Raw genomic sequence first — 24,942 nt, forward strand, 5'->3', positions numbered from 1 at the left:
GCTGTGCTCATCCGCATGATGTGTCTCCCGCTGTCCGGCCTCTGGGCGTGTTGGCGGTTATCACGACTGAAGCAAACGAGTTCCGGACAGTCCAAGCTGCGGCAGGTCGAGCAGGCGAGGCGAGGCCGCCGACACCCGCGCACCCGTGCCATGACAGAGGTAGGGGTGCGCGGCCGCGATCGTCGTGAAGCGCGATTCGGGCGACCTCGGCACAGCACCGGCCCCGGCCCCGGGCCGGACTCCCATCCTGACAGCCGGTGAGATCGGTGCTCGACGAGTTCAGCACCTCGACACGGGCCCGTCCAGGGGGACCCTGCGGGTGGAATGACCGGCTGCCACGAGCGACATATCGGTGGCGCGGGCGTGGACCGGACGGACAGAGTAGCCGCGTGTTCGCCCGTACAATCGCCGACGTGGTCGACCTCGTTGCCTCCGGCGAGAAGGTCAAGTTCCTGCACTTCTGGGGGCATCAGCCGCAGCCGGATGGCAGCGTCGGCACTGGCTGCTTGAGCCAGTGGTGGCAGGCCGTGTTCACCGTCGACAGACGCACGTTCGCCACCGCCGAGCACTACATGATGTGGTCCAAGGCGATGCTGTTCGGGGACACCGAGGTCGCCGGGCAGATCCTTGCCGCGTCACATCCGCATCGCGCGAAGACACTGGGGCGACAGGTCCGCGGCTTCGACCAGACCATCTGGGAGGCCCGCCGGTACGCGATCGTGGTCGCCGGCAACATGGCCAAGTTCGGACAGCATCCCGGCCTACGCTCGTGCCTGCTCGGTACCGGCAACCGGGTACTGGTGGAGGCCAGCCCGGTGGACCGGATCTGGGGCATCGGAATGGCCGCCGACGATCCACGCGCCGGCGACCCAGCACGGTGGCAGGGCCACAACCTGCTCGGCTTCGCGCTCATGGACGCCCGCGACCAGCTACGCAAGGACAGCCAATGATCACTGACTTTCGGGTAGGTGTTCTATTCGAAGTGGGTCAGATGGTCCCGTCGTGCAGGTGTCCGGGCATCGCCGGGCCGGTGAGACGGTCGCAGTCGAACAGTTAGCCGTCGAGGATGGCGTGGGACCAGCCGTCGGCGGCGAGTAGTAGGGCGAGGTACTGCACGAGTCCCCTCGAGGGGTCGAGGGTGGCACGATAGGTGATCACGTGGGGTCCTCGCTGGTGGGTGAATCTTGTGGTGAGAACTGCCTACCGAGGGCCCCACGTCCTCGTCCAGTATCGCCCGACTTCACCGGCTTCGTCCCTGTCGCGCCAATCAACACACTTGCGTCGCTGAAATCAGGTCAGTGCTGCCTGGTACTTGCAGTCTCTGGATAGGCACTCGCTCCGGGCGGAGAATCGAAACATGACCACAGCCCCCTTGATTACTCGCGATGATCGTTCGGTGCCCGTCACCGTTCAGCAGCGAAGCTCGCTCACACCTGCGGAGGCGTTCGCCATCGTCGTGCCGATCGACCTGGCCAGCGTCTTCCCGCGCATCCCCGGTGTCCCGTCCATCACGGGCGTCGAGCAGCAGTCAGGTGTCTGGGACCACGCGGGAGCCTCACGGTACCCGCAGTTCAGCGACGGGTCGCAGGCGTTCGAGCAGCTCACCGAGTACACCACCGGGCACAGCTTCGCCTATCAACTCACGGAGTTCACCAACCTCCTACGCCGGCTCACGATCGGCATCCGTGGGGAATGGACCTTCACCCCGGACGGAGCCGGGACCATGATCCGCTGGACCTATGAGTTCCAGCCGAAGCGGGGTCGGCGCTGGATCCTGGCTGGGCCGTTCACGCCATTGTGGCGTGCCTTCATGCGGCGCACGATCGCCAACATCGTCGAGGCAGCAGAACGCGCATGAACAGCCCTCGCCGCGATTCAGGGAGCAGACACCCGCGGCAGACGAACGACGATCCGGAGCTCGGAGCCGCGTTGCGTGCCTGGCGGGATCGGCTCTCCCCGCGCGACGCCGGCCTGCCGGTAGGCGGTCGACGTCGTACGCTCGGACTGCGGCGCGAGGAGGTCGCTGAGCTGGCCGGCCTGTCCGTGGACTATCTGGTCCGGCTTGAACAAGGCCGCGCTACCCGCCCGTCACCGCAGGTTGTCGAGACCCTCGCCCGCGCGCTCCAGCTCACCGGACCCGAGCGCGAACACCTGTTCCGTGTGGCGGGCCTCGCGCAGATTACCCACGATCGGATCCCGCGGCATGTGCCTCCCGGGGTGCAGCGCCTGATCGCCCGTCTCGGGGAGATCCCGGTCGCCGTGTTCACGGCGCACTGGACCTTGCTGGTCACCAACCGGCCGTGGCGGGCGCTCGTGGGCGATCAGGAGGATCGGCGCGTGGACAGCAATGTCCTGCGTGCGATCTTCGCCGACGGGGACCTGACGCCCTGGCCCATCACATCCGATCGCGCTCCCGAAGACGTGGCCGCCGCGTTCGTCGCCGACCTGCGAGCCGTGCGCGGTCGATACCCCCACGACCCGGACTTGACGACCCTCATCGCTGATCTGCGCACGACCAGTCCCGCCTTCGACGCGGCCTGGAACAGTGGTGCGGTCTCCGAGCATCGGTCTGAGCGAAAGACCATCCAGCATCCGGCCGCCGGCCCGCTCACCCTCGACTGCGACGTTCTGACCGTCCCCGGCGCTGACCTCCGTGTCGTCACATATACGGCACCCGCCGGGTCCGCAGACGCCGAGGCGCTGCAGTTCCTCACTGTCACGGCCTTCACGACGCTCAGCTGATCTCGCCACGAGGCCACATCGCTCCGGTCAGAGCCCCCGGGCCTGCATGCGACTTCGCTCGCGACGCCGCGCCTGACGGCCCGCCCACTGGCCCGAAGGCGATGCCTTGGACGTTGTGGTGGCCGCTGGAGTAGACCGGGGAGTCGCCGGGGTTGTCCTCGGGGATGGAGCCCTCGGTGGCGATGCGGAGGATCTTCCCGTTCAGGGAGTGGGTGATCGCGGAGTTTTCGGACTTCTCCGGCGCCGCCACCCCGCCCGACGCCGCTCCCGGCGCGCCCAAACACGCCCGCTACCTTCAAGCCGTGCAGCGGCTGTCGCCCCGCCAACTCGCCGAACTGGTGGCGCGGCACGCGGCCCGGGACCGCCTCTTCGCCACCCTGCTGCTGAGCGAGGCCGGCATGCTCGGCGCCGCCGACACCTCCGGCCTCGCCGACTTGCGCACTGCGGTCCGGGACGCGTCGACCGTGACCGCCGGCAGCAAGTGGCAGATCTCCGACGTGGAAACCACGGGGCACCGCCTGGCCGCCGAAGTCGAGATCCTCTGCGCCCACCCCGCTACCCCTGCCGCGCTCGACCTGGTCGAGGAAGCAATCCTCGTCTGGGACGACTTGTCCGGTCATCTCCGCGACGCCTACGACATCACCCGCACCGAACCGCAGGAGATCGCCGAGCCGCTCGTAGGCGCGCACCGCGACCTGTGTGAACGCCTCGACCTCGCCTCGGACGAGATCGCCCAGCGACTCTACCGGCTCCTTGCGCGCTGCCACTACGACACCGTGGACGTCGACATCCACGCCGATCTCCTCGCTGAGCACGCCGTCGGAATGGCTGGCACGGCCGGTTGCTGATCATCGTGCGCGGAGGTACACCGCGCTTTGCTTGTGCCGCCCGCCGCAGGACAGGGCAACGCCGCCCGGCAAGCACCGGCGGCGGGGCTACTGCCGACCCCTACAGGTCGATCGTTGTTTGGTGGTAGTGGCTTGACCAACCGGAGTCGTTAAAGCCCTGGTAGCTGAGCTTGACCGGAAGGAACAGGCGTAGACAAAGTGTCCTCAGTCGATTGCTTGGGTTTCGACGGCCACGGTGGAGCCGGTGGCTGTCTTACGGACGTAGAGGCGGGATGGAATCCGCCGACGTAGTTCCGCGACGTGGCTGACCAGTCCGACGGTACGGCCACCTGAGCGCAGGCCGTCGAGGGCGTCGAGTACCTGGTCGAGTGCCTCTTGGTCGAGAGTCCCGAAGCCTTCGTCGACGAAGAGGCTGCCGAGTTGGGTGCCGCCAGCCTCAGCCAGGACGACATCGCTGAGGCCGAGCGCCAGGCACAGCGAGACCAGAAAGGTTTCCCCGCCGGAGAGGGTGGCCGGGCGGCGTTCCTGGCCGGTCCAGGCGTCTACGACGGACAAGCCGAGCCCATTGCGGCCGGCTCGGCGGCCGGTGTCCGACTCGGTGACATGGCGCAGCAGGTAGCGGTTGTGGGTGACCTGCCCGAGTCGGGTGTTCGCCGCCGTGACGACGTGCCGGAACCGGTGGGTCAGCACATAGGTAGAGAGGGTCATCCGGGTACCGCTGTCGCTGCTCTTGCCCTCGACGAGTTGGGCGAGGCGGTTGGCGATCTCGTACTCGGCGCGGATGGGTCTCCACTGAGCGAGGGCGTTGACCAGATCCGGGCCCAGCTGCTTCAGCCGGTCGTGTTGCTCGACGGCGAGGCCATGCTGGGCGTGCAGCTCCGTGGCCCGCAGTCGGGCGGCTTGGTAGGTCTGTTCGCTGCCCTCAACGTCCGGTGATGGTTGGTGTGCGGCGGCGAGCAGGGTGGGGTCCTGTGCTCGTCCTGCGGCCTGGTGGTACTCGCCGTCGAAAGCGTCGATACGCTCCTGCAGGTCGACGATCTCGGGGTCGGTCAGGGCTGCGGCCCGCGCTGCCACGGTGTCGGCGAACTCCGACAGGTGCAGGTGGTGCTGCGCCTCCCGGTGGGCGTCGGCGAGTTCCCTTCCTGCCTGTAGCCACTGCCCCAGGTTGGTCGCTGCGGTCCTGACCTCGGCGATTTCCCCGGTCAGGCGGGTCACTCACGTCACGCTGGATAGTTTGCAGCGCACCCGGAATCCTCACGGATCTCCTGTGCGTTACGCGGACCCTCTCCGCCGCTCTCATCGCGATAGGTGTATTTGACAACTTGAGGGTCAGCATCAGCCGGGTATTCGGGCGCCTGGGAGATCACTATCACGTCCGCCACCGTGTGCTGCCCCCCCCCTTCACGTTGAGACGCAGAGTGATACCAACGAACTCGGGGAGTCCGATGTTCGAGCCCGCTTCGATGGTCGTCGTACGATAGCCGCTGCTGTCGCCAAGCGTGATCCACCCCTCGGCGATGGGCGCCTCCGTTGGATCCGCGACCTTCCAGTAGGTAAACCGCATTGACGTAGGATCAAAGTCCGGCACCTTCGCAGCCGCCTGGTTGTCGATCGCCTCGACCCCCACCACCTGCTCACCGTCGCAGAGCGGCGCGTAGATGTGGATTCGATCGCCGATCCGCGCTACGCCGACGGCATAGTAGTCATGGCTGGGCAGCAGGACACCACAGCTGGCCATCAGTAGCGAAATCCCTATCGAAAGGATAACCACTCGCACCCTTAACACGTGTAGCTCCCTCCGCCACCACTGGCGACTTCAGCGGCCTTTTCGAACCTATTGGGGACTGCCCCGGGTTTGGTTGACTCGGGGGGTTGAGTGGTTCAGGGCGTGTGTGTGGGCTGGTTGATTGTCTCAAACTCGATGGGCGTGAGGCGGCCGAGGCGTTGTTGCCGGCGTCGGCGGTGGTAGGTCCGTTCGATCCAGGTCACGATTGCTAGGCGTAGGTCGTGGCGGGTGGTCCAGCGTTGGCGGTCCAGGACGTTGCGTTGTAGTAGGGCGAAGAACGATTCCATCGCGGCGTTGTCGCCGCAGGCGCCTACGCGGCCCATCGAGTCGATCAAACCGTTGTGGTGCAATGCCTTTACGAATTTCCTGGACCGGAATTGCCTGCCCCGGTCGGAGTGCACGATCGTCGCGGCCGGGTTCCGCAGCCGAGTGGCGTTGGATAGCGCCGCGACGGCCAGAGAGGCTTTCATCCGGGTGTCGATGGAGTAGCCGACGATCCGGCCGGAGTACACGTCCTTGATCGCGCAGAGGTAGAGCTTGCCTTCGGCGGTGGGGTGTTCGGTGATGTCGGTCGACCACAGCCGGTTCGGGGCGTCGGCGGTGAAGCGGCGGTGCACCAGGTCGTCGTGCACCGGCGGTCCGGCCCGCCGCGTGAGCCCCTTACGCGTGGCGAACACCGACCAGATGCGCTGCTGTGAGCACAGCCGGGAGACCCGGTTCCGGCCGGCGGTGATGCCGTGGGCGGGGAGTTCGTCGGCGATGAACCGGTACCCGAACGCCGGATCATCGTGGTGGATGTCCAGAGCGACGTTGATCAGATACGCGTCGTCGACGTCACGTCGCGACACCGGCTCGGCGCGCCACGCGTAGTAGGCCTGCCTACTGAACCCCAACACCCGGCAGGTCACCGCGACGGGGATCCCGTCCGCGGCCAGGTCACCGACCAGCGGGTACATAATTTTGGGGAGATATCCCGAGCGAAGAACGCCGCCGCCCGCCGCAGGATCTCGTTCTCCTGCTCCAGAAGCTTGTCACGCCGACGCAACTCCCGCAGCTCCGCCGACTCGGAACTGGTGGTCCCGGAACGGACACCGTCCTCGACGTCGGCGAGCTTGAGCCAGCGGTGCAGACAGCCCTCGGAGATCCCGAAGTCCTTCGCGATCTGCCGCAACGGTGCCTCACCCTTTGCGGGCGACCGCGACCACGTCACGACGGAACTCCGGCGGAAACGCTTTCGGCATGACAGACATCCTTCCTGCGAGGAACACATCCTCACAGGTCAGGAGTCAACCAAACCGGGTGCAGTCCCTCCGACACCGGTGCAGCCTATGCGCGGCACGGTAGGCGGATTGCCGCGCTTCGCGCAGCCAAGCGCCGATTCGGGAGGGTGGTTGTTCATGTGCAGGGATCGGGTGGCGAAGCGTTCGGCGTGGGTGTTGCGGCCGAGGGCGTGGAAGCAGTGGCCGAATTTGGCGGACAGGTATGCCTCGTCGAAGTAGCTGAGCCATTGCGGGTCGCTGCTGCGGTCGGCCCGGTCGAGGGCCTGTTCTGCCTGGTGTAGGGCGGCGGCGCAGGCCCGTTCGTCGCGGGCTCTGGCCAGGGCGCGGGCCTCCATGACGTGGGCTTCGGCGGTCAGGACGGTGATTCCGGCGCGGCGTGCGGTTTGGCCGGCGGCGTGGGCGAGGTCGAGGCCGGTGGTGGTGTGGCCGAGGTAGGTGGCTTGGTAACTCATGGCGGCGAGGATCTCCGCGCCGAGGCCGTCGTCTGTGGCGGTGTGGGCGAAGTCCAGGGCGAGGGTGAGGTATCGCTGGGCGATGCCGTGTTCGGCGGTGTCGTACGCCTGCCAGCCGGAGCGTTCGGCCTGCAGATCGTCCGCGCGCTCGCCACTGGCGAGCTTCGCGGCAGCATCGAGCTGCGCAATCGACCGGGCGGTGGCACCGAGGCGGTTCTCGTGGTGCCGATGAGCGATTGCTGAAAGTTTGATGGTCTTCAGTATTGACTAAGGTCGCCATTGTCGCCTATCGTCCCGTCCACGCGCTTTGCTATACGGGGGCAGATGGGCAGCCGTCGAACCCTGCGCGAAAACGATTCATCGCATGGTTCACGGGGGGCAACACAAGTGACGATGGCGCATGCCCGCATCGCGCAGGGCGCCGTTCTGGCAACCCTGGCGACGTTACTCTCAATTCCTACATCACTACCTGGCACCGCTCATGCCGCAGGTTGTCCGTCCGGAGTGGCCGCCGAGAACGAGCCGGCCGCCGAGACCGAGGCGGCGGCAAAGCATCTCGCGGAACTCTGTGACAAGCCCGTCGAGGTCCTCGATGAAGCCGACGAGACCACCAAGGTCGTCGCCCTGCCCAGCGGTGACTTCGCTCTCGAGACCTATCTGGAGCCGCAGCGCGTCAAGCGGGACGACCGCTGGATCGCGCTGGACACGAATCTCGAGCGCGGTGCGGACGGCCGGTTCCGGCCCAGGGCCGCGGCCGACGTGTCGTTCTCGGCCGGTGGCACCGGCCCGTTGGCGACTTATCGCGAGGGTGGCGCCGACTTCACGCTGACCTGGCCGGCGCCGCTGCCGTTCGGCGTCGTCCGCGGGGACTCGGTCACGTACCCGGAGGTCCACCCGGGCGCGGACCTGGTGGTGCGTGCCGTGCCTGGCGGCTTCTCGCACGTGCTCGTGGTGAAGAACGCCGAGGCTGCCGCGAACCCCGAGGTGCGCGAGACCGCGTACGTCATCGGCGGCTCGGCGACCGTGACCGAGACCAACGATGGGATCGTCGTGAAGGGCCCGGCCGGTGTGATTGCCGGCGCTCCCAAGGCGATGGCCTGGGACTCGACCCGGCAGATCCGCGAGCCGCAGACCGCCGCGCTGCGCCGGCTGGATCCCGGCGGCCTCGCCCCGCTGCGGGTGGCCGAGCCGTCCACCGCCGAGGCACCGAGCGAGTTCGCCCGCCGGTCCGTCCTGGATGTACGGGTTTCCGACGAGACGCTGACGGTGAGCGTCGACGAGAACCTGCTGTCCGCGCGGTCGACATTTCCCGTCTACATCGACCCGACCTATTCCAAGTACTACGCGAAGTGGATACCGGTCAACGACTCTCGTCCGGACACCAAGTGGGTATCCGGCAACGACTGGCCGCGTGAGGTTATCCGGATCGGGTCCAACTACGACAACTACGGTGACGTGTGGCGCGCGCACATGCAGTTCGACGTCAGCGCGCTCAAGGGCAAGCGGGTCATCAAGACGCCCAGCGTCGACGCCTACCTGACGCACAGCGCCTGGTGCGGCGGTGAGTCGCTGGCGCTCTGGCAGACCAATGCCATCGACGGCAACACCCCGACCTGGAACGGCATGAAGGGCAAGTGGCTGCACGGCAAGGCGATCCACACCAAGACGGTCAAGGTGAACAGCGGTTGCAGCGGCCAGAAGCCGGCCTGGGTCAAGTTCAACGCGAGCGGTGTGAAGACCCACGTACAGCGGCATGCCGACATGGACTACAGCAGCATCACGTTCGGCCTGCGGGTGCCGACCGAGAGCGGCGGCCACTGGGTCAAGGCCGAGCGCGGCAAGATTAAGCTGGTCGTCGAGTACCAGTCGAAGCCGACCTCACCGGTGCCGGTGCGCACCGCGCCGGGTGGTAACTGCGCCACGTCGCCCGGTCCGTGGATCAACGACAGCACCCCGGCCCTGTACGCCAAGGCGACCGACGCCGACAACTCGGTGCGGCTCGTCTTCGACGTGAACGGCCCGACCGTTCCGGCCGACCACACCTCCGATGCGGTGGCCTCAGGCAAGGAGGCGACCTGGACCACCCCGGTGCTCAAGGACGGCAGCTACAACTGGAAGGTCCACGCCACCGACGGCACGGACAAGACCGGCTGGAGCAAGACCTGCTACTTCCGGCAGGACCACACGCCGCCCACCCTGCCGGTGATCGCCCGCAAGACCGGCACCCCGACGCCCGAGCTGGGCAAGCCGGTGACCCTCACCTTCTCGTCGACCGACGCGCTCTCCGGCGTCGGGCGCTTCGACTACGGCATTGGCGTCGACGCGAAGTCGTCGAACGTCGCGGCGTCGGCCGGCAAGGCGGAGGTGACCTTCACCGCGGACAGCGGCAGGACGCAGATCTACGTGTGGGCCCGGGACGTCGCCCTCAACTACTCGTCGCGGGCGATCTACAACATCTTCACCGGGCGGATCACACCGATCGAGCCGATGGCCGTCTGGCGGATGACCAGCAACCTGCGTGACGACTCCGGCACCATCGACGACGAGGGCAACATCAGCGAGTCGGCTACCGAGAAGGACCTGCGGTGGACGGTCTCCGGCACGCCGACATACTCGGCGGACCGGCTGAACCGCGGCAGCACCGCGCTCAACCTCACCGGCACGGGCTGCGCCACCACCATCCCGGTGGTGCGCAGTGACGCGCCATTCACCGCAGTGGCCTGGGTCAAGCTGACCAGCAAGGCGGCCGGTTCGAACCGAACCGTGCTCGCCATCGCCGGCACCAACGCGCCGGCCTTCGTGCTCTCCTACCACCAGGCCAGCGACCGCTGGGAGACGGCGATCACCAACGCTGACTCGGCGACGGCGACCTGGACGATCGCCCGCGGCACCACCTCCCCGACGCTGAACGGCTGGCATCACGTGGCGGCCACGGTCGACCCGATCGGCAAGACGTTGCGGCTCTACGTGGACGGCGCGGTGCAGTCGACCACCGCGATCAGCGCCCTGCCGTGGCGCGGCACCGCCCGCACCCTGATCGGCTGCGGCGGCACCGCTGGCGTGACCAACGCGCAGTTCATCGGTGCGGTGGACCACGTCGCGGTGTGGAGTGGTCTGCTCAGCGACGCGCAGATCGCCACGGCGCGCGACGAGCTACCGGCCGCCGGTGTCGCTGCGGCCTGGAAGTTGCGCGGCACCGGTGACGACGCCAGCGACCACGGCCACACGCTGACCGTGCCCGCCCCGGCGACGCCGCCGACGCCCGAGCCGACCCCGGAGCCCGAGGTCACCGACGACCCGGCACCCGATCCGGGCGGTGTCCCGACCACGCCGCCGGGCGAGGAGCCGGCGCCCGAGCCGACCGAGACCGGCGACCCGAACGAGCCGGATCCGACCGGCAGCCCCGAGGTGCCCGAGGAGCCGTTGCCGGATCCGTCCGAGGAACCGACGCCCGAGCCGACCCCGGCACCGACGGTTCCGATGGAGTGGACCGACGACGCGTACGGCCGGCCGGACTCCGCCTGGTACGTCAGCGGTGACCGGTGCGCCACCACGCAGCAGAACGTGATCCGCAGCGACGAGTCGTTCACGCTCGCCGTCTGGGCCCGCCTGGACGACACGAGCGCGATGAACCAGACGATCATCGGCACCGACGGCAATCGGGTCAGCGGCTGGTACCTCGGTGCCCGCACGAATGCTGCCGGCGAACCGTTCTGGTCGTTCATGATGAAGGCCTCAGACTCCGAGACCTCGGCCTCGGAGTGGGCGGGTGGCAGCACCGACGCGTTCGCCGCGACCGTCCGCAAGTGGACGCACCTGACCGCGACCTACAACGCCACCACCAAGACGATGTCGCTGTTCGTGAACGGCGCGAAGGTGGCGTCCGTGGTGCGGTCGACCGGCGCGAACTGGAGCGCGTCCGGTGCGTTCAGCCTCGGCTGCGCCAAGTACGCCGGCACGCACACGGACTTCTTCCGGGGCGCGATCACCGACGTGAAGGTGTGGCGCGGCGCGCTCACCGATGCCGCAGCAGCCGCCGTGAAGAACGCCAACCCGCCGGTCAGCGTGCAGGCCTGGTACCCGCTGGAGGGGCCACGGGCCGCGGAGCCGACCAACCTGGACGACCGCTCCGGCAACGCCCGGCACCTCTCGATGGCCGCTGGCGTGCCGCACTGGGAGCAGGACCGGTTCGCCAGCCGCAACGGCGCGCTGGGGCTGGCCCTCGACGATGGCTCGTGTGCCGAGACCGGTGCGCCGGTGATCCAGGCGAACGAGTCCTTCTCGGTCGCCGCCTGGGTATCCCTGGACGACCTGACCGGAAACCGCACCGTGCTGTCGCAGTCGGGCAGCGTCAGGCACCGCTTCCTCATCGAGTACGCGGCCGGCATCGGCCGGTTGCGGGTGGTGATGACCGGCGGTGACTCCGCGAGCGCATCGACCGCGGAGGTGCGCTCACTGGCCGCCCCGGTAGCCGGCGTCTGGACGCACGTGGCGGCGGTCTTCGACGGACTGACCAACGAGCTGACCTTCTATGTGGACGGTGAGCCGCAGGGTGAGGGCGCCACGCTGACCGGCCCGCTGTGGCCCGGGTCCTCCCCGTTGCGAGTCGGTTGTCTCGCCCTGACGGGCGGCCCCCGCTCCAACTACTTGGGCGGCATCGTCGATGACGTCCGCGTCTGGACCTCCACGGTCGACCCCGACCTCTTCGGCACCTTCGCCCACGCCTGACCGGAGAACGTTCATGACTGAGAAGAAGAAGTTTTTCTCATCGGGCCGGCGCGGGTTCGCCCTCGGTGCCTCGGCTCTGATGCTGACCTCGTTCCTGACCTACAACCGGGTCGCCGAGATGCTGGACGGCGAGCGGGACAGCCAGTCCGTCGCCGCCACCAACTTCGGCACTGTGAAGGTCGACCCGGTCCCGCTGCCCACCGACGGTGGCGCCTGGAAGGGACCGGAGAAGGGCCGCTGGCCCGCCGCCGGCTCCACCGAGATCGTCCTGGCCGGCGCCGCCGGCCGGGCGGTCGAGGGCAGGGCGGGCTCGATCAAGGTACGGGTCAAGGCCGTACCCGGCACGAAAGCGCCGGACCGGGTGCGGGTCACGACCCTGCCCGAGGAGCAGTCCACCAAGCTGGGGTTGAGCGGCCCGGTGCTCGCGGTCGAGGGCGACCGGCCCGGCGACGTGGAAACCGAAGTCGACACCGACAGCTTCAGCCAGCTGTACGGCGGCGGCTGGGCGAGCCGGCTCAACCTGAGCAGCTTGCCGGCGTGCGCAGCGACGACCCCACAGAAGGCGGAGTGTCAGGACGCGGTGCCGCTGAACACGGCGAAGCAGGCGACGACGCTGGCGGCGCCGATGACGCTGACGGCGGCGGGGCCGACCATGCTCGCTCTGGTCGCGGACACCGAGTCCGGTGAGGGCGACTACAAGGCCAGCGACCTGCAGGCGTCCGGCTCGTGGACGGCCGGCGACAGTTCCGGGGCATTCAACTACTCGAACGCCATCAAGGTGCCGCCGGCGCCCGGCCCGGTGCCGGCCGTCGCGCTGAACTACTCGTCGCAGATGGTCGACGGTCGGATGGCGGGCAACAACAACCAGGCGTCCTGGGCCGGCGACGGCTGGGACTACACCCCCGGCTACATCGAGCGCAGCTACGTCACCTGCCAGGACGACGTGGACAAGGTCGCCGGCAAGGACCCGAACAACAAGGACAAGAAGACCCTCGACCAGTGCTGGAAGGACAAGTCGCCGAACATCACCGTCTCGCTGAGCGGCACGAACACGGCGCTGGTCAAGGACGACGCGACGGACACCTGGCGGCCCGCCGCGGACGCCAACTGGAAGGTCCAGCTGGAGGGCTCGACCGCCACAAAGGGCACCGCGGCCACCGAGCGGTGGATCATCACGACCCCGGACGGCACCCGTAACTTCTTCGCCGCCGAGGTCGGCACGTCCAACTCGCGGTGGTCGGTGCCGGTCTTCGGCAACCACGACGGCGAGGACTGCCACGCCGCAACCTTCAAGGACTCGTCCTGTCAGCAGGTCTGGCGTTGGCTGCTGGACAAGCAGATCGACGTCCACGGCAACATGACCCGCTACTTCTACAAGAAGGAGACCGGGCACTACGGCGCGGCCGACGACAAGAACAACCGCGTCTCGTTCGACCGTGGCGGCAACCTCGAGCGCATCGAGTACGGCCTGCACACGGCGCACCCAGACGTCGCGGCCACCGGCCGGATCCTGTTCAGTACGGCGAACCGGTGCTTTGCGAGCGAATGCTACTCCGACGGCAAGCCGGTCGCCGCGAACTGGCCGGACGTGCCGTGGGACAAGGAGTGCGCCGCCGAGCCGTGCACCGACAAGCTCGCACCGGTCTTCTACTCCATCAAGCGGCTCACCAAGATCACCACGGAGATCCGCACCAGCGCGACGGGATATGACCCGGTCGAGTCATGGACGCTCGATCAAGAGTTCAAGGCGCCCAAGTCGGCGCGCTCCGCGTCGTTGTGGCTCAAGTCGATCACGCACGCGGGGCACGTCGGTGGCACCGTCACCGATCCGCCGGTGGTCTTCACCGGCGTCGAGCTGGCTAACCAGGTCAACGCGATCGCCGGCACCGAGTTCTTCTCCCGCTGGCGGATCCAGAACATCCGTACCGAGTCCGGCGCGGACATCTTCGTCAACTACTCGGACGCCGACTGCGACGCGAACGACCTGCCGGCCGTGGAGAACAACAGCCGGCTCTGCTACCCGGTGTACTGGACCCCAGACGGCTACTGGGAGCCGACCAGGGATTGGTTCCGCAAGTACGTGGTCAAGGCGGTCACCACGTACGAGCGCACCGCCGACCAGCCGCCGGTGACCACCCGCTACGCGTACTCGAACGAGGGCACCAACACCAACGTGCTCTGGGGCTGGGACGACGGCGAGTTCACCAAGAAGAAGCACCGCACGTACGGTCAGTGGCGCGGCTACTCCAGGGTGACCGCCACGGTGGGCGGCACGCAGGCCCCGTTGGTCACCCGCAAGCAGTTCTTCCGTGGCCTCGACGACCAGCCGCTGCCCGGCGACACGACCCGCAGCGTGCAGGTCACCGACTCGGCCGGCAACAGCTACGTCGACCAGCCCGCGCTGGCCGGCTCGACGCTCGAGGTGGCCTCGCTCGACGGCACAGCGGTCGTCGAGTCGTCGATCACGTCGTACTGGGTCAAGCAGACCGCGACCCGCACGCGTACCGGCGGATCGGACCGGGCGTACAAGATCGCCCCGTCGGTGAAGAAGGAGCGCCGGCTGCTCGCACCCGGAACCTGGGAGCAGAGCGAGACCCGGACGACGTACGACGACGAGGGCTACGCCGAGGTCGCGTACGAACTCGGCGACACAGGCAAGACCGGCGACGAGTCGTGCACCCGTAACACGTACGTGCGGAACGACGGCCTGTGGTTGCGCGGGCTGGTGTCGCGGAGCGAGACCGTGTCCAAGGCCTGTGGCGCGACCGTGTCCAGGCCGGCCGACGTCGTCGCCGACGTCAAGACCTACTACGACGGTTCGGACACACACGGCGCGGTGCCCAGCAAGGGCAAGGCGACCCGAGTCGACACGCTCGACGAGTGGCGCAACGGCGTGCCGCAGTACACGGTGACCACGCGGGCGGCCTTCGACGCGCTGGGCCGGCCGACCAGCAACACCGACTCACTCGGCAAGGCCAGCAGGACATACTACACCCCGGCGGGTCCGGGCCCGGTCACCCAGACCCGGACGCGCAACGCACTCGAACACGAGGTGATCACCGACCAGAACCCGGCGTGGGCCACACCCACCTCGATCCTGGACGCCAACAAGAAGCGCACCGACCTGGAGCACGACCCGATGGGCCGGCTGGCGAAGGTCTGGCTGCCAGGCCGAGCCAAGACCGCCACGCCGAACCTGGAGTTCTCCTACCTGGTCCGCGCCAACGGGCCGCTGGCGGTGACCACCAAGCGGCTCGGCCCGAACAACAACCAGATCACCGAGATCGGCTTGTTCGACTCGCTCTACCGGTCGGTGCAGGTCCAGGAGGACGCGCAGAAGAACAAGGACGGCAAAGACGCCCGCCTGGTCACCGGCACCGGCTACAACGAGCGCGGTCAGGTCCAGTACAAGTCGGACGGCAACTACGCCGCCGGCAAGCCGGGCACCGATCTACTGGCTGTCACACCGGGCGAGGACCGCAGCCGGACCGTGTCGACCTACGACCGGCTGGGCCGCGTCGTGGAGGAGGCGCTCTGGTCGCACAATGTCCGCAAGTGGGGCACCACCACCGAGTACGGCGGGAACTCGCTGGGCTGGCAGGTGGCCGTCACGCCGCCGAAGGGCGGCACCGCGACCGCGACCATCGAGAACGTCGACGGCGACATCGTCGAGGAGCGGGAGTTCCACGGTCCCACGCCGGAGGGCGCGTTCGACAGCACGTCGTACACGTACACGCCGCGCGGCGACCTCGAGACCGTGGTGAAGGGGGCCCGCACCTGGCGGTACGAGTACGACCTGCGTGGTCGTGAGATCAAGACGATCGACCCGGACAAGGGCACCACGGTACTCGAGTACAACAACGGCGACGACGTCACCAAGTCGACTGACGCCGAGGGCGACGTGGTCTCGACCACGTACGACGACCTGGGCCGGCAGAAGCAGCGCCTGTTCAACGGCGTCAAGGCGGCGGAGTGGACCTACGACACCGTCGCGAAGGGACACCTCAGCAAGTCGACCTCGATCGTCGGCGGGCACTCCTTCAGCAAGGAGATCTTCGAGTACAGCGACGCGTACCAGGTCGTCGACGAGGAGGTCACCATCCCGGCGATGCCGGGGCTGACGGGACTTGCCGGCACCTACGTCGCGACGTACACGTACACCGCGAACGGCCTGCCGTGGCGTTCCAGCCTGCCGAAGATCGGCCCGATGGAGAAGGAGGGACTGACCCGCACGTACGACGACCTCGGCAACGTGGTCAAGCTGACGGGCACCTCCTCGCCGTCCGGCACCACCCGCACCTACGTCGACCGGACCACCTACTCGCCGTACGGCGAGGTGCTCAACCGCTGGCTCGGCACGCCGGTCGGGGACAAGCCGCAGGCGTACCAGAACTACGTCTACGACGACGCCACCCGGCGGCTGTCGGAGTTCTGGTTCGACCGCGACGGCAGCGTGCCGAACGTGGCCGCAGTCACGTACGACTACGACGAGATCGGAAACGTCCGTTCGGTCGCCAACCGGCCCGTGGACGCGGACAACACCCCGCGCGTGGGTGAGGAAGACGTCCAGTGCTTCACCTACGACCACCTGCGTCGCCTGACGGAGGCATGGACACAGGTGGCCACCGAGTGCGCCGGGCCGGCCGCCGCGGGTGGCAAGGCACCGTACTGGAAGACCTGGTCGCTCGACGAACACGGGTCGCGGACCGCCACCAGCGACAAGCTCACCGGTAAGACCTCGACCTACCGGTACGCGGCCGGTGCGCAGCCGCACGGCGTGCGCACCATCACGACCGGCGAGCAGGTCGACCACTACGACTGGGACAAACGGGGCAACCTCAAGTACCGCAAGGTGGGCGACCGCACCGAGACGTTCCAGTGGAGTCCGCACGGCAAGCTGACCAAGATCAGCGGGCCGGAGGGCGACACCACGATGGTGTACGACGTCGACGGCAACCGCATCGCGCGGATCGACCCGAAGGGGGCGGCCACCGCCTTCCTGTTCGGCAACGAGTACACCTCGTCGCCGACGAACACCAGCGCCACGCGGTACTACGAGCACGCCGGCGACACGATCGCATCACGGACCGACACCACCAGCCGCGTGGGCGACATCATCTGGCTGGCGTCGGACGCCCAGGACTCCGCGACCTGGGCGGTCAACTCGGTCACCCGGGCCGCGACGATCAAGTACAACGACCCGTACGGCAACCCACGCGACGGATCGACGACCCCGCAGTGGCCCTCGGGTCAGCGCGGGTTCGTGGGCGGTATCAACGATCCGACCGGACTGACCCTGCTCGGCGCCCGGTACTACGACCCGAGGACCGGCGCGTTCATCTCGGTCGACCCCGAGATCGACGAGCACGACCCGCAACGGCTCCACCCGTACGCATACTCGAACAACAACCCGACGACGTTCTCCGACCCGGACGGCCTGTTCTGGGGTGCCATCAAGAACGGTATCCAGAAGACGGCCAGTGCGGTGGCGAACGGCGCCAAGGCGGCCACCAAGGCGGTGGTCGACAACGCCGGCACGATCGCGTCGGTGGCCGGCACCGTGGCGATGGTCGCGGCGGTGTTGCCCCCGCCCGCGCAGGTGGTCGCCGCGGCGGCCGGTGCGGTGGCGGCCGTCGCCGGAGCGATCGACACGGCCAAGTCCTGTACGGGTGGTGACGTCGGCGGCTGTGCGTCGGGCATCGCCGGCATGGTTCCCGGCGTGCGGCAGGCCAAGAACGCGGCACGAGGTATCGGGCCGTTGAAGAACGCCGCGAAGGGCATCTTCGCCAAGGGCTGTAACAGCTTCTTACCCGGTACGCGGGTGTTGATGGCCGACGGCAGCACCAAGCCGATCGAGGCCGTCGACGTGGATGACCAGGTCGTCGCGCGGAACCCGGAGACCGGTGCGGATGGCATCCGCCCTGTCACGTCGGTGATCACGGGCACTGGTGAGAAGCAGCTCGTGAAGATCAGCGTCGATGGTGACGGCGACGGCGCCGGGGACGGCACCGTGACCGCAACCGACGGCCACCCGGTCTGGGTGGAAGACGAGCGGCAGTGGCTGGACGCCGGCGCGCTGAAGGCGGGCATGCAGCTGCTCACGCCGGACGGCGCCCGAGTCACGGTCATCGCGGTGGTCGCCTACGGTGCCGTCGCCACGGTGCACAACCTCGACGTCGACGACATCGACACGTACTACGTCGTCGCCGGTGGCACGCCGGTCCTGGTCCACAACGCAGAAGCCTGCTCGATCCTCGAGCACCGAGCCAAGGAGCTGCACGACCTGCGCCGGGACGGCACCGCGTCGGGCTACTTCCAGTGGAAGCTCGGCACGACGGCGGTCGTACGCAGCAAGAAGGTGTTGCCGGACGGCACGGTCACCTACGTCGACGTGGTCGCCGCCAACGGCAAGGGACTGTCTGCGGCGCAGAAGGCGGCGCTGCGCGGCAACGAGGAAGAAGCGGTCAACTTTGACGACCTGCACGCCGAGATGAACGCCCTGAAGCATGCCTTGGACTCGAAGTACGAGCCACTGCACGGCTCGGCGAGCCGCAACGTCTGCCCCTGGTGTGAGAATTCGATCCGGGATCTCGGTGGCCGACTCAGCGGACGCGCGAAGTGGCGGCAGGCGGTTCCTGCGGCGGGCGGCAAGAAGAAATACCCGAAGGGGCAGCGCGGCTTCGAGATCTACCGCAACGGGCAACTCTATGGCATCAAGGTGCACGGCGGCACCCTGCTGTCCTGAACCCTGGGCTGCCCGGCCCCTGCAGGGGCCGGGCAGCCTGACCCATCGTCGATAGGATGTCGCCGTGATTCGTGAGATGCGCTTCGTCGTGTCGGTGCCGGATGAGGTTTCGGCCTATGCCGTCGCCGAGAAGCTGGCCGAGCGCGGCCACCTGCTGGTCGCGGTACGTGAGGTGCCGACCAACCCGCTGGAGGGTCGCTTCGCCGGCTGGTGGCGAGCCCACTCACTGGCGGTGGACCCACCCTACGAGGGGCCACTGGAGGTCTCACCGGCCGAGAAGAAGGCCGTCGCGGCCATTGCCCGGAAGTACGGCGGGCAGGTCAACTCGGCGTGCGGCCAGTTTCCGGACCAAGCGATCGAGCGCTTCTCCCGGGAGGGCCTCGCGCACGAGCTCGACCGGGCCGAGGCCGACCGGATCCGCGCGGAGCTCGTCGGCGGGCAGACGGCCGCCGCGCCGTCTCTGCCCGCGCCTCCTGGACTCAAGTGCGGTGGTTTCCGTCGTCCTGCCGCCGATCTTCGTGCGGCCGCCGAGGTGGTGCCCTTCGAGGGGCGGACCTTCGACGGTGTGGGCGACCTGATCGCGGCCATCGCGAACGAGGCGTTCCCGCAGGGCTCGGTGGTGCCCGCCACCCCGGACGCTGTGCCGCGGCTGGCCGCGCTGGCGGGTGCCGACGGAGTGAGCGACTTCTACCGGGCGATGACGCTCATGGTGCTGTTCCAGATGAACACCGCGGGTCGTCGGCGGCTGGCCTACCAGGCGGACGCCCCGGAAGACGGCGGCGCCGAGACGCGTGCGGAGACAGCGACCCGGGCTGCGGTCGCGGCGGTGCTGCCCGGTCTCGCCGTAGGCCGCAGCGAACTGACCGAGTTCCTCCTCGCCGGGCTGTCGGCGGCCACGCGGGAGGCGGGGGCCGGAATGCCGGCTGGCCTCGAGCGGATCGCCGTGCGTTACGCGGGCACCGCCCGCAGCCCGGTGGTGGACCTGATCCGGGCCGTGGCAGACGGGGCCGACGAGCCCATCCGGACCGCCGTCGCAGCGGTGGTGGCGGCCCTGCCCGAGGTGGTCGACGGCGTGCAGAGCACGAAGGCCACGGTCGAGGGGCGGGCACTCGACACGCTCGATACCGTGCTGCAGTGGGAACTGGACAACGCTCGGCTGTCCAGGCTGGGCTCGGTCTTCGGCCCCCGCTGATGACCGCCTGCCCACCGCCGTTGGGGCGGCTGGACAACGTTGGCGACCGCGAGACCGCCCGCTCAGCCGCTACGACGCGTCCCTCGTCGCCGTGGACGATGCGGTCGCGGTCACCCCCGGTTCGGCGAGCCGGGTGGTGTCCGCCGTGCGCCGGCTGATCGAGGAGGGCACGCCCTGCCGGGCCGACGCTCTCGCGGTGCTCATCTACGTGCTGGATCATGCCTACGTGTACCGCGATCTGCGACCCAGCGAGCGCACCTACCGCGGCGCGTGCAATTTCGGCATTGCCGAGGAGGAGGCGGTCCATTCGATGATGTGCGACGAGTACAAGCCTTCCAGGCACAAGATTGCACCCTTCTCCCCATTCGCGGCGCTCTCGTAATCGGCGACTATCGCGAGCTTGTATTTTGGACTGAAACGCGCCGCGACGGCTTCGGCGCCGGATCACCACCGCCGGACACCGGCTGCTTGCCCGATGAAGTGGACACGTAGGCCTTGCCATTCATAGAGCATCGGGATGGCGTGCGCGTCGACAGCGCCATCCGGACATGCCGCGACAAGTGCATCGGAGGTGGGGTCGGCGGTCTAGCATCGAGCGGTGAGTTTGTCCCTTGACACCTTGCCGAAGATCGGCGCACCTGCGACGCGGGCGCTGGACGCTGCCGGCTACACCGCGCTACGCCAGCTCGCGGGTGTGCCGCGCGCGGAGCTTGCCAGGTTGCACGGCATGGGGCCGAAAGCACTGGACATCATTGAGGCCGCCCTCGAACAGCACAATCTGGGGCTGAGCTGACGACGGCCTGACGCGACGTGCCAAGTGGACCCCGACGCCCGCATCTGCCGCTCGGGGTGGACTGGTGTTCATCACCGATGGTGACGCACGGTGATGTATGGCTACCTCTCCTGCTTCCGCGTCTCCTGTGGTACCGGCCGATCAACTCGTTGTGCGCGCCGCGGTGTCGGCCTTCCTGGGCCGTTACCGCGGCCAGACTCGCGTGCACACCGAGTCCGACCTACGTGTCTTCCTGCGCTGGTGCGCCGACCACGACCTGGACCCGCTGGCTACGGCGCGGGTGGACATCGAGCGGTACGTGCGATGGCTGCAAGACATCCGCCGGTACCAGCCCTCGACCGTCTCCCGTCGGCTGTCCGTCGTGGTCGGCTTCTACCGGGTCTGCGTCATCGCCACCATCCTGGAGCACTCACCGGCCGACTACGTCCGCCGACCCACCGTGCCAGCCGAATCACCGACCCTCGGACTGGGGCACCTACAGTTCGAAGCCCTGATCACCACCGCCCGCAACTCCTCGAACCCGAACGACTTCGCCCTGGTCGCGCTCCTGGGCCTGCTCGGGCTGCGGATCTTCGAAGCCTGCGGGTCGAACATCACCGAACCCGGCGAGGAACACGGCCACCGGGTCCTACGCGTACGCGGTAAAGGCGGCAAGGTCGTCCTCGTCCCACTACCGCCAGCGGTGGCCCGAGCCATCGACCGGGCCGTCGACGACCGCAACGCCGGGCCGATCCTGCGCAACATCCATGGTGGGCGGATGGACCGGCACGCCGCCACCCGCCGACTCAAACACCTCGCCCACGCCGCAGGGATCCGGATGCCGAGGATGCACCCGCACATGCTGCGCCACACGTTCGTGACTACCATGCTCGACGCCGGCGTCAGCCTCCGCGACGTGCAGATCGCCGCCCGCCACGCCGACCCGCGCACCACCATGCGCTACGACCGCGCCCGCAAGAACCTCGACCGCCACCCCAACTACATCCTCGCCGCCTACATGGCCTCCGGAACATGATCAGCCACTCACGGCTTTGCCGACAACAGTGCGCCGTTTCGGACGCCGACGTTCAAAGAGGTCACTGCATGGCGGTGGCTGGCGGGTGATCGAACGAGACCGGGCAGAGGAAGATGTACAAGGCATAGCCCCGGCCGATGGAGACATCGGTGGGGTTGGGTAAAGCCTGCGGCGGTTCTTCCATCGGCCGCCAACTGCCGCCCGACCCGTGCCACTCGCTGGAATCGACGGTGAGCAGAAGTGTCATCGCGGTGCCACACTCCGCGCAGTCCACCGGATGCGGGTCGGTCAGCGACCAGTTCGCGAAGCCGCCCACTTTCCAGCCCGGCGCCAGTGACAAGTCGAACTGGTAGTCGATTCCTTCCTCCTCGTCGGCCTCCCCCTCGGTCTCCTCCTCCCAGGCGGTGATCCGGGCGTCGAGTTCCTCGGGCAGCAGTCCGCCGTACTGGTACTCGCGAATCTGTTCGGGGTACACGTTGCAGGGGGTGGGCAGATAGGAGTCGTTGACGACGGGCGGTTCGGGAGCCGTGGCCAAGGGCTGGCTGACGTCGGCGCTGCGGCGCCAGTACAGCCGTACCCGCGGGTTGTAGCCCTCCTCGGGGTGGTCCAGTGGGCACCACAGCACCTGCAACAGATCGGCGTCGTCCGAGCCGACGAAGTCGGGAACGTCCCGGCGATACAGCTGCGTCACCGGGACCAGCGAGATCGGCTGGTCCACCAGGCTGTGCGGCTCGGAAAAGTCGAGACCCGGCAGTTGCGTTCGCTCCTCGTCGGTCAAGGCGTAACGAGTGCCTGTCGCGTCGGCACGGGACTGCGCCGCCTCGTAGATCTCCCGGCTGCGACGGACCGTCGAAGGCGTCTGGAGCCGGAAAATGTAGTGGGCATCGCCATCTGTGCATACTGGCCAGGCCTCACCAGCCGGCCAAAGCAGCGGGCCACCCACCGAACTGTCGCCGACCGTCGGTGTACCGGGCCGGGGATGCAGCCGGGTGGCCGTCGCCGAGTGCTCCCTCAACTCGGGGAAGAGCTCCGTAACGTCCAGCGGCCGCGGTGGCGTGGTGCGAGTCATGGCAGATGATCGTAACGATCGGGCACGACAGTCCGAGTGGTCCACTGAGCCCAGACGCGGCACCCGCCGCTATCCGGATCTGCCGCTGTGTGCTCGCCATCGGACATCGGTAGTCGGTTTCGTGTGGCTGGTAGGTCGGAGTCGGGGCGGGAACGCGAACGGAGGTCCTCGATGATGACGGGCATGGACGTGGAAGCTCGACGTGCCGTGGTTGTGGCGCTGCTGGGGCTGGGCGGCAGCGGCGCCTACCAGGACCGGGCGGATGCCGGCCGGGCCCTGGCGAGTTTTGCGGAGATGCCGGAGTCGGCACAGCCGCTGCGACGGCTTCTGCTTGATGCTGACGACACGTTCGTGACCCTCGTGACCGCGGATGCGCTGCTTCGTCGGAAAGACCTGGCCGGTCTGGCGCTGGTCGCGGGAGCGCTGGCGGACGCCGATGACAACCATGCAGACTGGATCTTCACCGCAGTCCGGGACGTGTACATGATCTACGCCAGCGAACGTGACGCTGCGGTGCGGATGTGCGACGCGTTGCTCGAAGATCCTGATCCAGGCATTCGTCAAGGAGCCGCTCGTCTGTCGGGCACCCTTGCTGCGATCAACCCGGTGCTCTACCCCGTAGCCAGCAGTGGAGATTGACGGCGCAGGCTCGCGGCATCCAATGCCGCAGAACGCGAGTTGCCCGGGGACGATCGCATGCGCCGCTGGACCTCAGGCTGTCTGGGATCCGGTGGACTCGGATGTTCGCCGTTGATCATGGCAGTATCGCGGACATGTCCGAAGCGAGGAGTCTGGTGCCGTTCCGGTGGAACCTTGTCTCGCCGGACGATCTCGGTTCGCTGTTGGCCGGCACGAGCACGCCGGATCTGTGGTTTCTCGATGACCTGGTGGCCTGCGCTGGAAAGGTGCTGGCGCGCAGCGGCAACGGTGATCTGGTCTTCGTCGGCAGGTCCCTGGACTCGATGTTCGACCTGTTCAGCGGTGCTCTCGCCAGCGACAGCGGGCGCCTGTTGTGGCGGCTGCCGCTGTCTTTCCAGCGCGCGGCCACCGGTACTGGGCGCCGGTGGCGACGGCGCGCGTTGACACCAGCCGAGCATGCCCGGGCCCGGGAGATCCTGACGGGCATACAGGTGACGCCGCGCAGCCTGGCGCGGCGGCGCCGGCCGGTGACGTTCGTGGATGTGGTCGACGGCGGTAACACCTTCGCCGACCTGTTCGACCTGCTACGAGACTGGATCGACGAGCAGCGCGAACCGTGGCCGGTGATCCGGCGCAAGCTGCGGTTCGTTGGCGTGACCGTCCGCCGCAAGACCAGCCCGAACACCTATCGCTGGCAGCAGGAAGCCGCCTGGACGCGGCAACTGCCGGCGCGAGCGGTCGTCAACGTGTCCCTCGACGGCGCCGTCTGGTCGTACTTCGGCGACTTCCAGACCAAGTTGACCCGTTCGTTACGGCCGGACCGCTGGCTGGCCGAGGTCGACGGTCCCGGCCGTGACGAACGCACCCGGCAGGCTCTTGCGGAGGCTGCGGCGCTGGTCGGCTACGGCCGTAGCCAGTCCGGCCGGCACGCCCTGGCCCGCGCGATCGGTCGGGAACCGGCCCTCGCGCAGTCCTGGCTGCGTACCCTCGTCACCGACCTCAACGCCGGGTGAGTGTTCCCACCAGCGTGACGGTCGGTGCAAGATCTGGTGGTGGACACCACCGGCATCCAGACCGCGTTTGACGAGGTGTTCGACCAAGCCATCGTGTTCCACGGCTTCGCCGATCACATGCGCGACTACGACGTCTTCATCTCCGCGACCGCCGATCCGCGTACCGGAATCGCCTCACAGCACCTTCGGTACCGGTTCACGTACTGCGTCCGTGCCACCGTGGTATCCGCCGTCCCGCCGCAGGTGTGGCGCGAGTCGCTCGACGACCGGCTCATCGACTATGACCACGGCCGCGACCTCGACGGATACGTATGGGGCGTGAAATGGCAGAACCTGTACCCGGGAATGAGGCTCGTGACGGAGTCGACCGACGCCGACCATTGGTCTCGCTCCATCGGCATCCCGTTCCACGAAGCGGCCATCGAGACAAACGGGCACAACCTCTCACTCGTCTTCGCCGACCTAGCCGTTGACATCATCCGCGCAGGGCATTCACCGATCGTCGTGCCGAACGACGGGCCGGACTTCAAAGCCTCACCGCACTGAATGCGTCAGCGGACGGTGACGACGAAGCGCACGGATCTGCCGCAGACCGGGCGTCACGGAGCGCAGCCGCTGTCCATCAGCAGGCGGAGGACAC

Annotated in this window: 17 protein-coding genes and 2 pseudogenes; 13 read left to right on the top strand and 6 right to left on the bottom strand. The window is 68.1% G+C overall.

Features of this window, described 5'->3' with window-relative positions; translation table 11 throughout:
• Positions 1–389: 389 nt before the first annotated feature.
• The 3 genes from ACQVFL_RS20210 to ACQVFL_RS20220 all read left to right on the top strand — a co-directional run bounded on the left by ACQVFL_RS20210 (position 390) and on the right by ACQVFL_RS20220 (position 2,742).
• Entirely contained in the window at positions 390–950 is a 561-nt protein-coding gene (locus tag ACQVFL_RS20210; RefSeq protein ID WP_431727332.1) for an NADAR family protein, read from the top strand.
• A gap of 407 nt (positions 951–1,357) precedes the next feature.
• Positions 1,358–1,858, top strand: coding sequence for an SRPBCC family protein (locus ACQVFL_RS20215; protein ID WP_396699784.1), 501 nt, complete (start codon positions 1,358–1,360; stop codon positions 1,856–1,858).
• Positions 1,855–2,742, top strand: coding sequence for a helix-turn-helix transcriptional regulator (locus ACQVFL_RS20220; protein WP_431727333.1), 888 nt, complete (start codon positions 1,855–1,857; stop codon positions 2,740–2,742). The genes ACQVFL_RS20215 and ACQVFL_RS20220 overlap by 4 nt, the downstream gene beginning before the upstream one ends.
• Here the strand turns inward: ACQVFL_RS20220 and ACQVFL_RS20225 are convergent.
• Complete coding sequence (locus ACQVFL_RS20225) at positions 2,735–2,992, bottom strand: PQQ-dependent sugar dehydrogenase (protein WP_431727334.1); 258 nt, start codon at positions 2,990–2,992, stop codon at positions 2,735–2,737. The genes ACQVFL_RS20220 and ACQVFL_RS20225 overlap by 8 nt on opposite strands.
• On the opposite strand from ACQVFL_RS20225, the gene ACQVFL_RS20230 reads away from it, so the two are divergent.
• On the top strand, positions 2,925–3,590 hold the full coding sequence (locus ACQVFL_RS20230; protein ID WP_431727335.1) for a hypothetical protein: 666 nt from the start codon (positions 2,925–2,927) through the stop codon (positions 3,588–3,590). The genes ACQVFL_RS20225 and ACQVFL_RS20230 overlap by 68 nt on opposite strands.
• A 204-nt stretch (positions 3,591–3,794) precedes the next feature.
• Here the strand turns inward: ACQVFL_RS20230 and ACQVFL_RS20235 are convergent, their stop codons facing one another.
• The 4 genes and pseudogenes from ACQVFL_RS20235 to ACQVFL_RS20250 all read right to left on the bottom strand — a co-directional run.
• Positions 3,795–4,805: an SbcC/MukB-like Walker B domain-containing protein gene (locus ACQVFL_RS20235; protein ID WP_396699780.1), complete on the bottom strand. Its 1,011-nt coding sequence runs from the start codon at positions 4,803–4,805 to the stop codon at positions 3,795–3,797.
• A gap of 154 nt (positions 4,806–4,959) precedes the next feature.
• Positions 4,960–5,328, bottom strand: a complete 369-nt coding sequence (locus tag ACQVFL_RS20240; RefSeq protein ID WP_431727336.1) for a hypothetical protein — start codon at positions 5,326–5,328, stop codon at positions 4,960–4,962.
• Between the two features lie 143 nt (positions 5,329–5,471).
• A pseudogene (locus ACQVFL_RS20245) lies at positions 5,472–6,617 on the bottom strand (IS3 family transposase).
• Positions 6,618–6,766: 149 nt separating this feature from the next.
• Positions 6,767–7,237, bottom strand: a pseudogene (locus ACQVFL_RS20250) (XRE family transcriptional regulator); the annotation flags it as partial.
• Between the two features lie 264 nt (positions 7,238–7,501).
• Here ACQVFL_RS20250 and ACQVFL_RS20255 point away from each other — a divergent pair.
• The 6 genes from ACQVFL_RS20255 to ACQVFL_RS20280 all read left to right on the top strand — a co-directional run bounded on the left by ACQVFL_RS20255 (position 7,502) and on the right by ACQVFL_RS20280 (position 21,581).
• Complete coding sequence (locus tag ACQVFL_RS20255) at positions 7,502–11,836, top strand: LamG domain-containing protein (RefSeq protein WP_431727337.1); 4,335 nt, start codon at positions 7,502–7,504, stop codon at positions 11,834–11,836.
• Positions 11,837–11,849: 13 nt separating this feature from the next.
• Positions 11,850–18,581 carry an RHS repeat-associated core domain-containing protein gene (locus ACQVFL_RS20260; protein WP_431727338.1) on the top strand — a complete coding sequence of 2,244 codons (6,732 nt, stop codon included), beginning with the start codon at positions 11,850–11,852 and terminating at the stop codon, positions 18,579–18,581.
• A 64-nt stretch (positions 18,582–18,645) separates the two neighbouring features.
• Positions 18,646–19,773, top strand: coding sequence for a hypothetical protein (locus ACQVFL_RS20265; protein WP_396699770.1), 1,128 nt, complete (start codon positions 18,646–18,648; stop codon positions 19,771–19,773).
• Positions 19,774–19,864: 91 nt separating this feature from the next.
• Complete coding sequence (locus ACQVFL_RS20270; protein ID WP_431727339.1) at positions 19,865–20,155, top strand: hypothetical protein; 291 nt, start codon at positions 19,865–19,867, stop codon at positions 20,153–20,155.
• Between the two features lie 216 nt (positions 20,156–20,371).
• Positions 20,372–20,566 carry a DNA-binding protein gene (locus tag ACQVFL_RS20275; RefSeq protein ID WP_131051034.1) on the top strand — a complete coding sequence of 65 codons (195 nt, stop codon included), beginning with the start codon at positions 20,372–20,374 and terminating at the stop codon, positions 20,564–20,566.
• Positions 20,567–20,768: 202 nt separating this feature from the next.
• A complete protein-coding gene (locus ACQVFL_RS20280) occupies positions 20,769–21,581 on the top strand; it encodes a tyrosine-type recombinase/integrase (RefSeq protein WP_431727340.1) in 813 nt (270 codons plus the stop codon).
• Positions 21,582–21,642: 61 nt separating this feature from the next.
• Here ACQVFL_RS20280 and ACQVFL_RS20285 read toward each other — a convergent pair whose 3' ends face one another.
• The gene (locus ACQVFL_RS20285; RefSeq protein ID WP_431727341.1) at positions 21,643–22,650 is read right to left on the bottom strand and encodes a hypothetical protein; all 1,008 of its coding nucleotides are present in this window, start codon (positions 22,648–22,650) and stop codon (positions 21,643–21,645) included.
• Between the two features lie 171 nt (positions 22,651–22,821).
• Here ACQVFL_RS20285 and ACQVFL_RS20290 point away from each other — a divergent pair, with 171 nt between their 5' ends.
• The 3 genes from ACQVFL_RS20290 to ACQVFL_RS20300 all read left to right on the top strand — a co-directional run bounded on the left by ACQVFL_RS20290 (position 22,822) and on the right by ACQVFL_RS20300 (position 24,848).
• Positions 22,822–23,289 carry a hypothetical protein gene (locus ACQVFL_RS20290; protein WP_431727342.1) on the top strand — a complete coding sequence of 156 codons (468 nt, stop codon included), beginning with the start codon at positions 22,822–22,824 and terminating at the stop codon, positions 23,287–23,289.
• 134 nt (positions 23,290–23,423) lie between these two features.
• Positions 23,424–24,302: a hypothetical protein gene (locus ACQVFL_RS20295; protein WP_431727343.1), complete on the top strand. Its 879-nt coding sequence runs from the start codon at positions 23,424–23,426 to the stop codon at positions 24,300–24,302.
• Positions 24,303–24,341: 39 nt separating this feature from the next.
• Positions 24,342–24,848, top strand: coding sequence for a HalD/BesD family halogenase (locus ACQVFL_RS20300; protein WP_431727344.1), 507 nt, complete (start codon positions 24,342–24,344; stop codon positions 24,846–24,848).
• Positions 24,849–24,942: the final 94 nt, after the last annotated feature.

Source organism: Verrucosispora sp. TAA-831, assembly GCF_050780145.1.
Lineage (GTDB): Bacteria > Actinomycetota > Actinomycetes > Mycobacteriales > Micromonosporaceae > Micromonospora.

Bases quoted from the DNA above. Each gene is read 5' to 3' on its own strand.
- ACQVFL_RS20220 (WP_431727333.1), top strand. From the start codon at position 1,855: ATGAACAGCCCTCGCCGCGATTCAGGGAGCAGACACCCGCGGCAGACG.
- ACQVFL_RS20260 (WP_431727338.1), top strand. From the start codon at position 11,850: ATGACTGAGAAGAAGAAGTTTTTCTCATCGGGCCGGCGCGGGTTCGCC.
- ACQVFL_RS20285 (WP_431727341.1), bottom strand. From the start codon at position 22,650: ATGACTCGCACCACGCCACCGCGGCCGCTGGACGTTACGGAGCTCTTC.
- ACQVFL_RS20215 (WP_396699784.1), top strand. From the start codon at position 1,358: ATGACCACAGCCCCCTTGATTACTCGCGATGATCGTTCGGTGCCCGTC.
- ACQVFL_RS20230 (WP_431727335.1), top strand. From the start codon at position 2,925: ATGCGGAGGATCTTCCCGTTCAGGGAGTGGGTGATCGCGGAGTTTTCG.
- ACQVFL_RS20240 (WP_431727336.1), bottom strand. From the start codon at position 5,328: ATGGCCAGCTGTGGTGTCCTGCTGCCCAGCCATGACTACTATGCCGTC.
- ACQVFL_RS20295 (WP_431727343.1), top strand. From the start codon at position 23,424: ATGTCCGAAGCGAGGAGTCTGGTGCCGTTCCGGTGGAACCTTGTCTCG.
- ACQVFL_RS20255 (WP_431727337.1), top strand. From the start codon at position 7,502: ATGGCGCATGCCCGCATCGCGCAGGGCGCCGTTCTGGCAACCCTGGCG.
- ACQVFL_RS20290 (WP_431727342.1), top strand. From the start codon at position 22,822: ATGATGACGGGCATGGACGTGGAAGCTCGACGTGCCGTGGTTGTGGCG.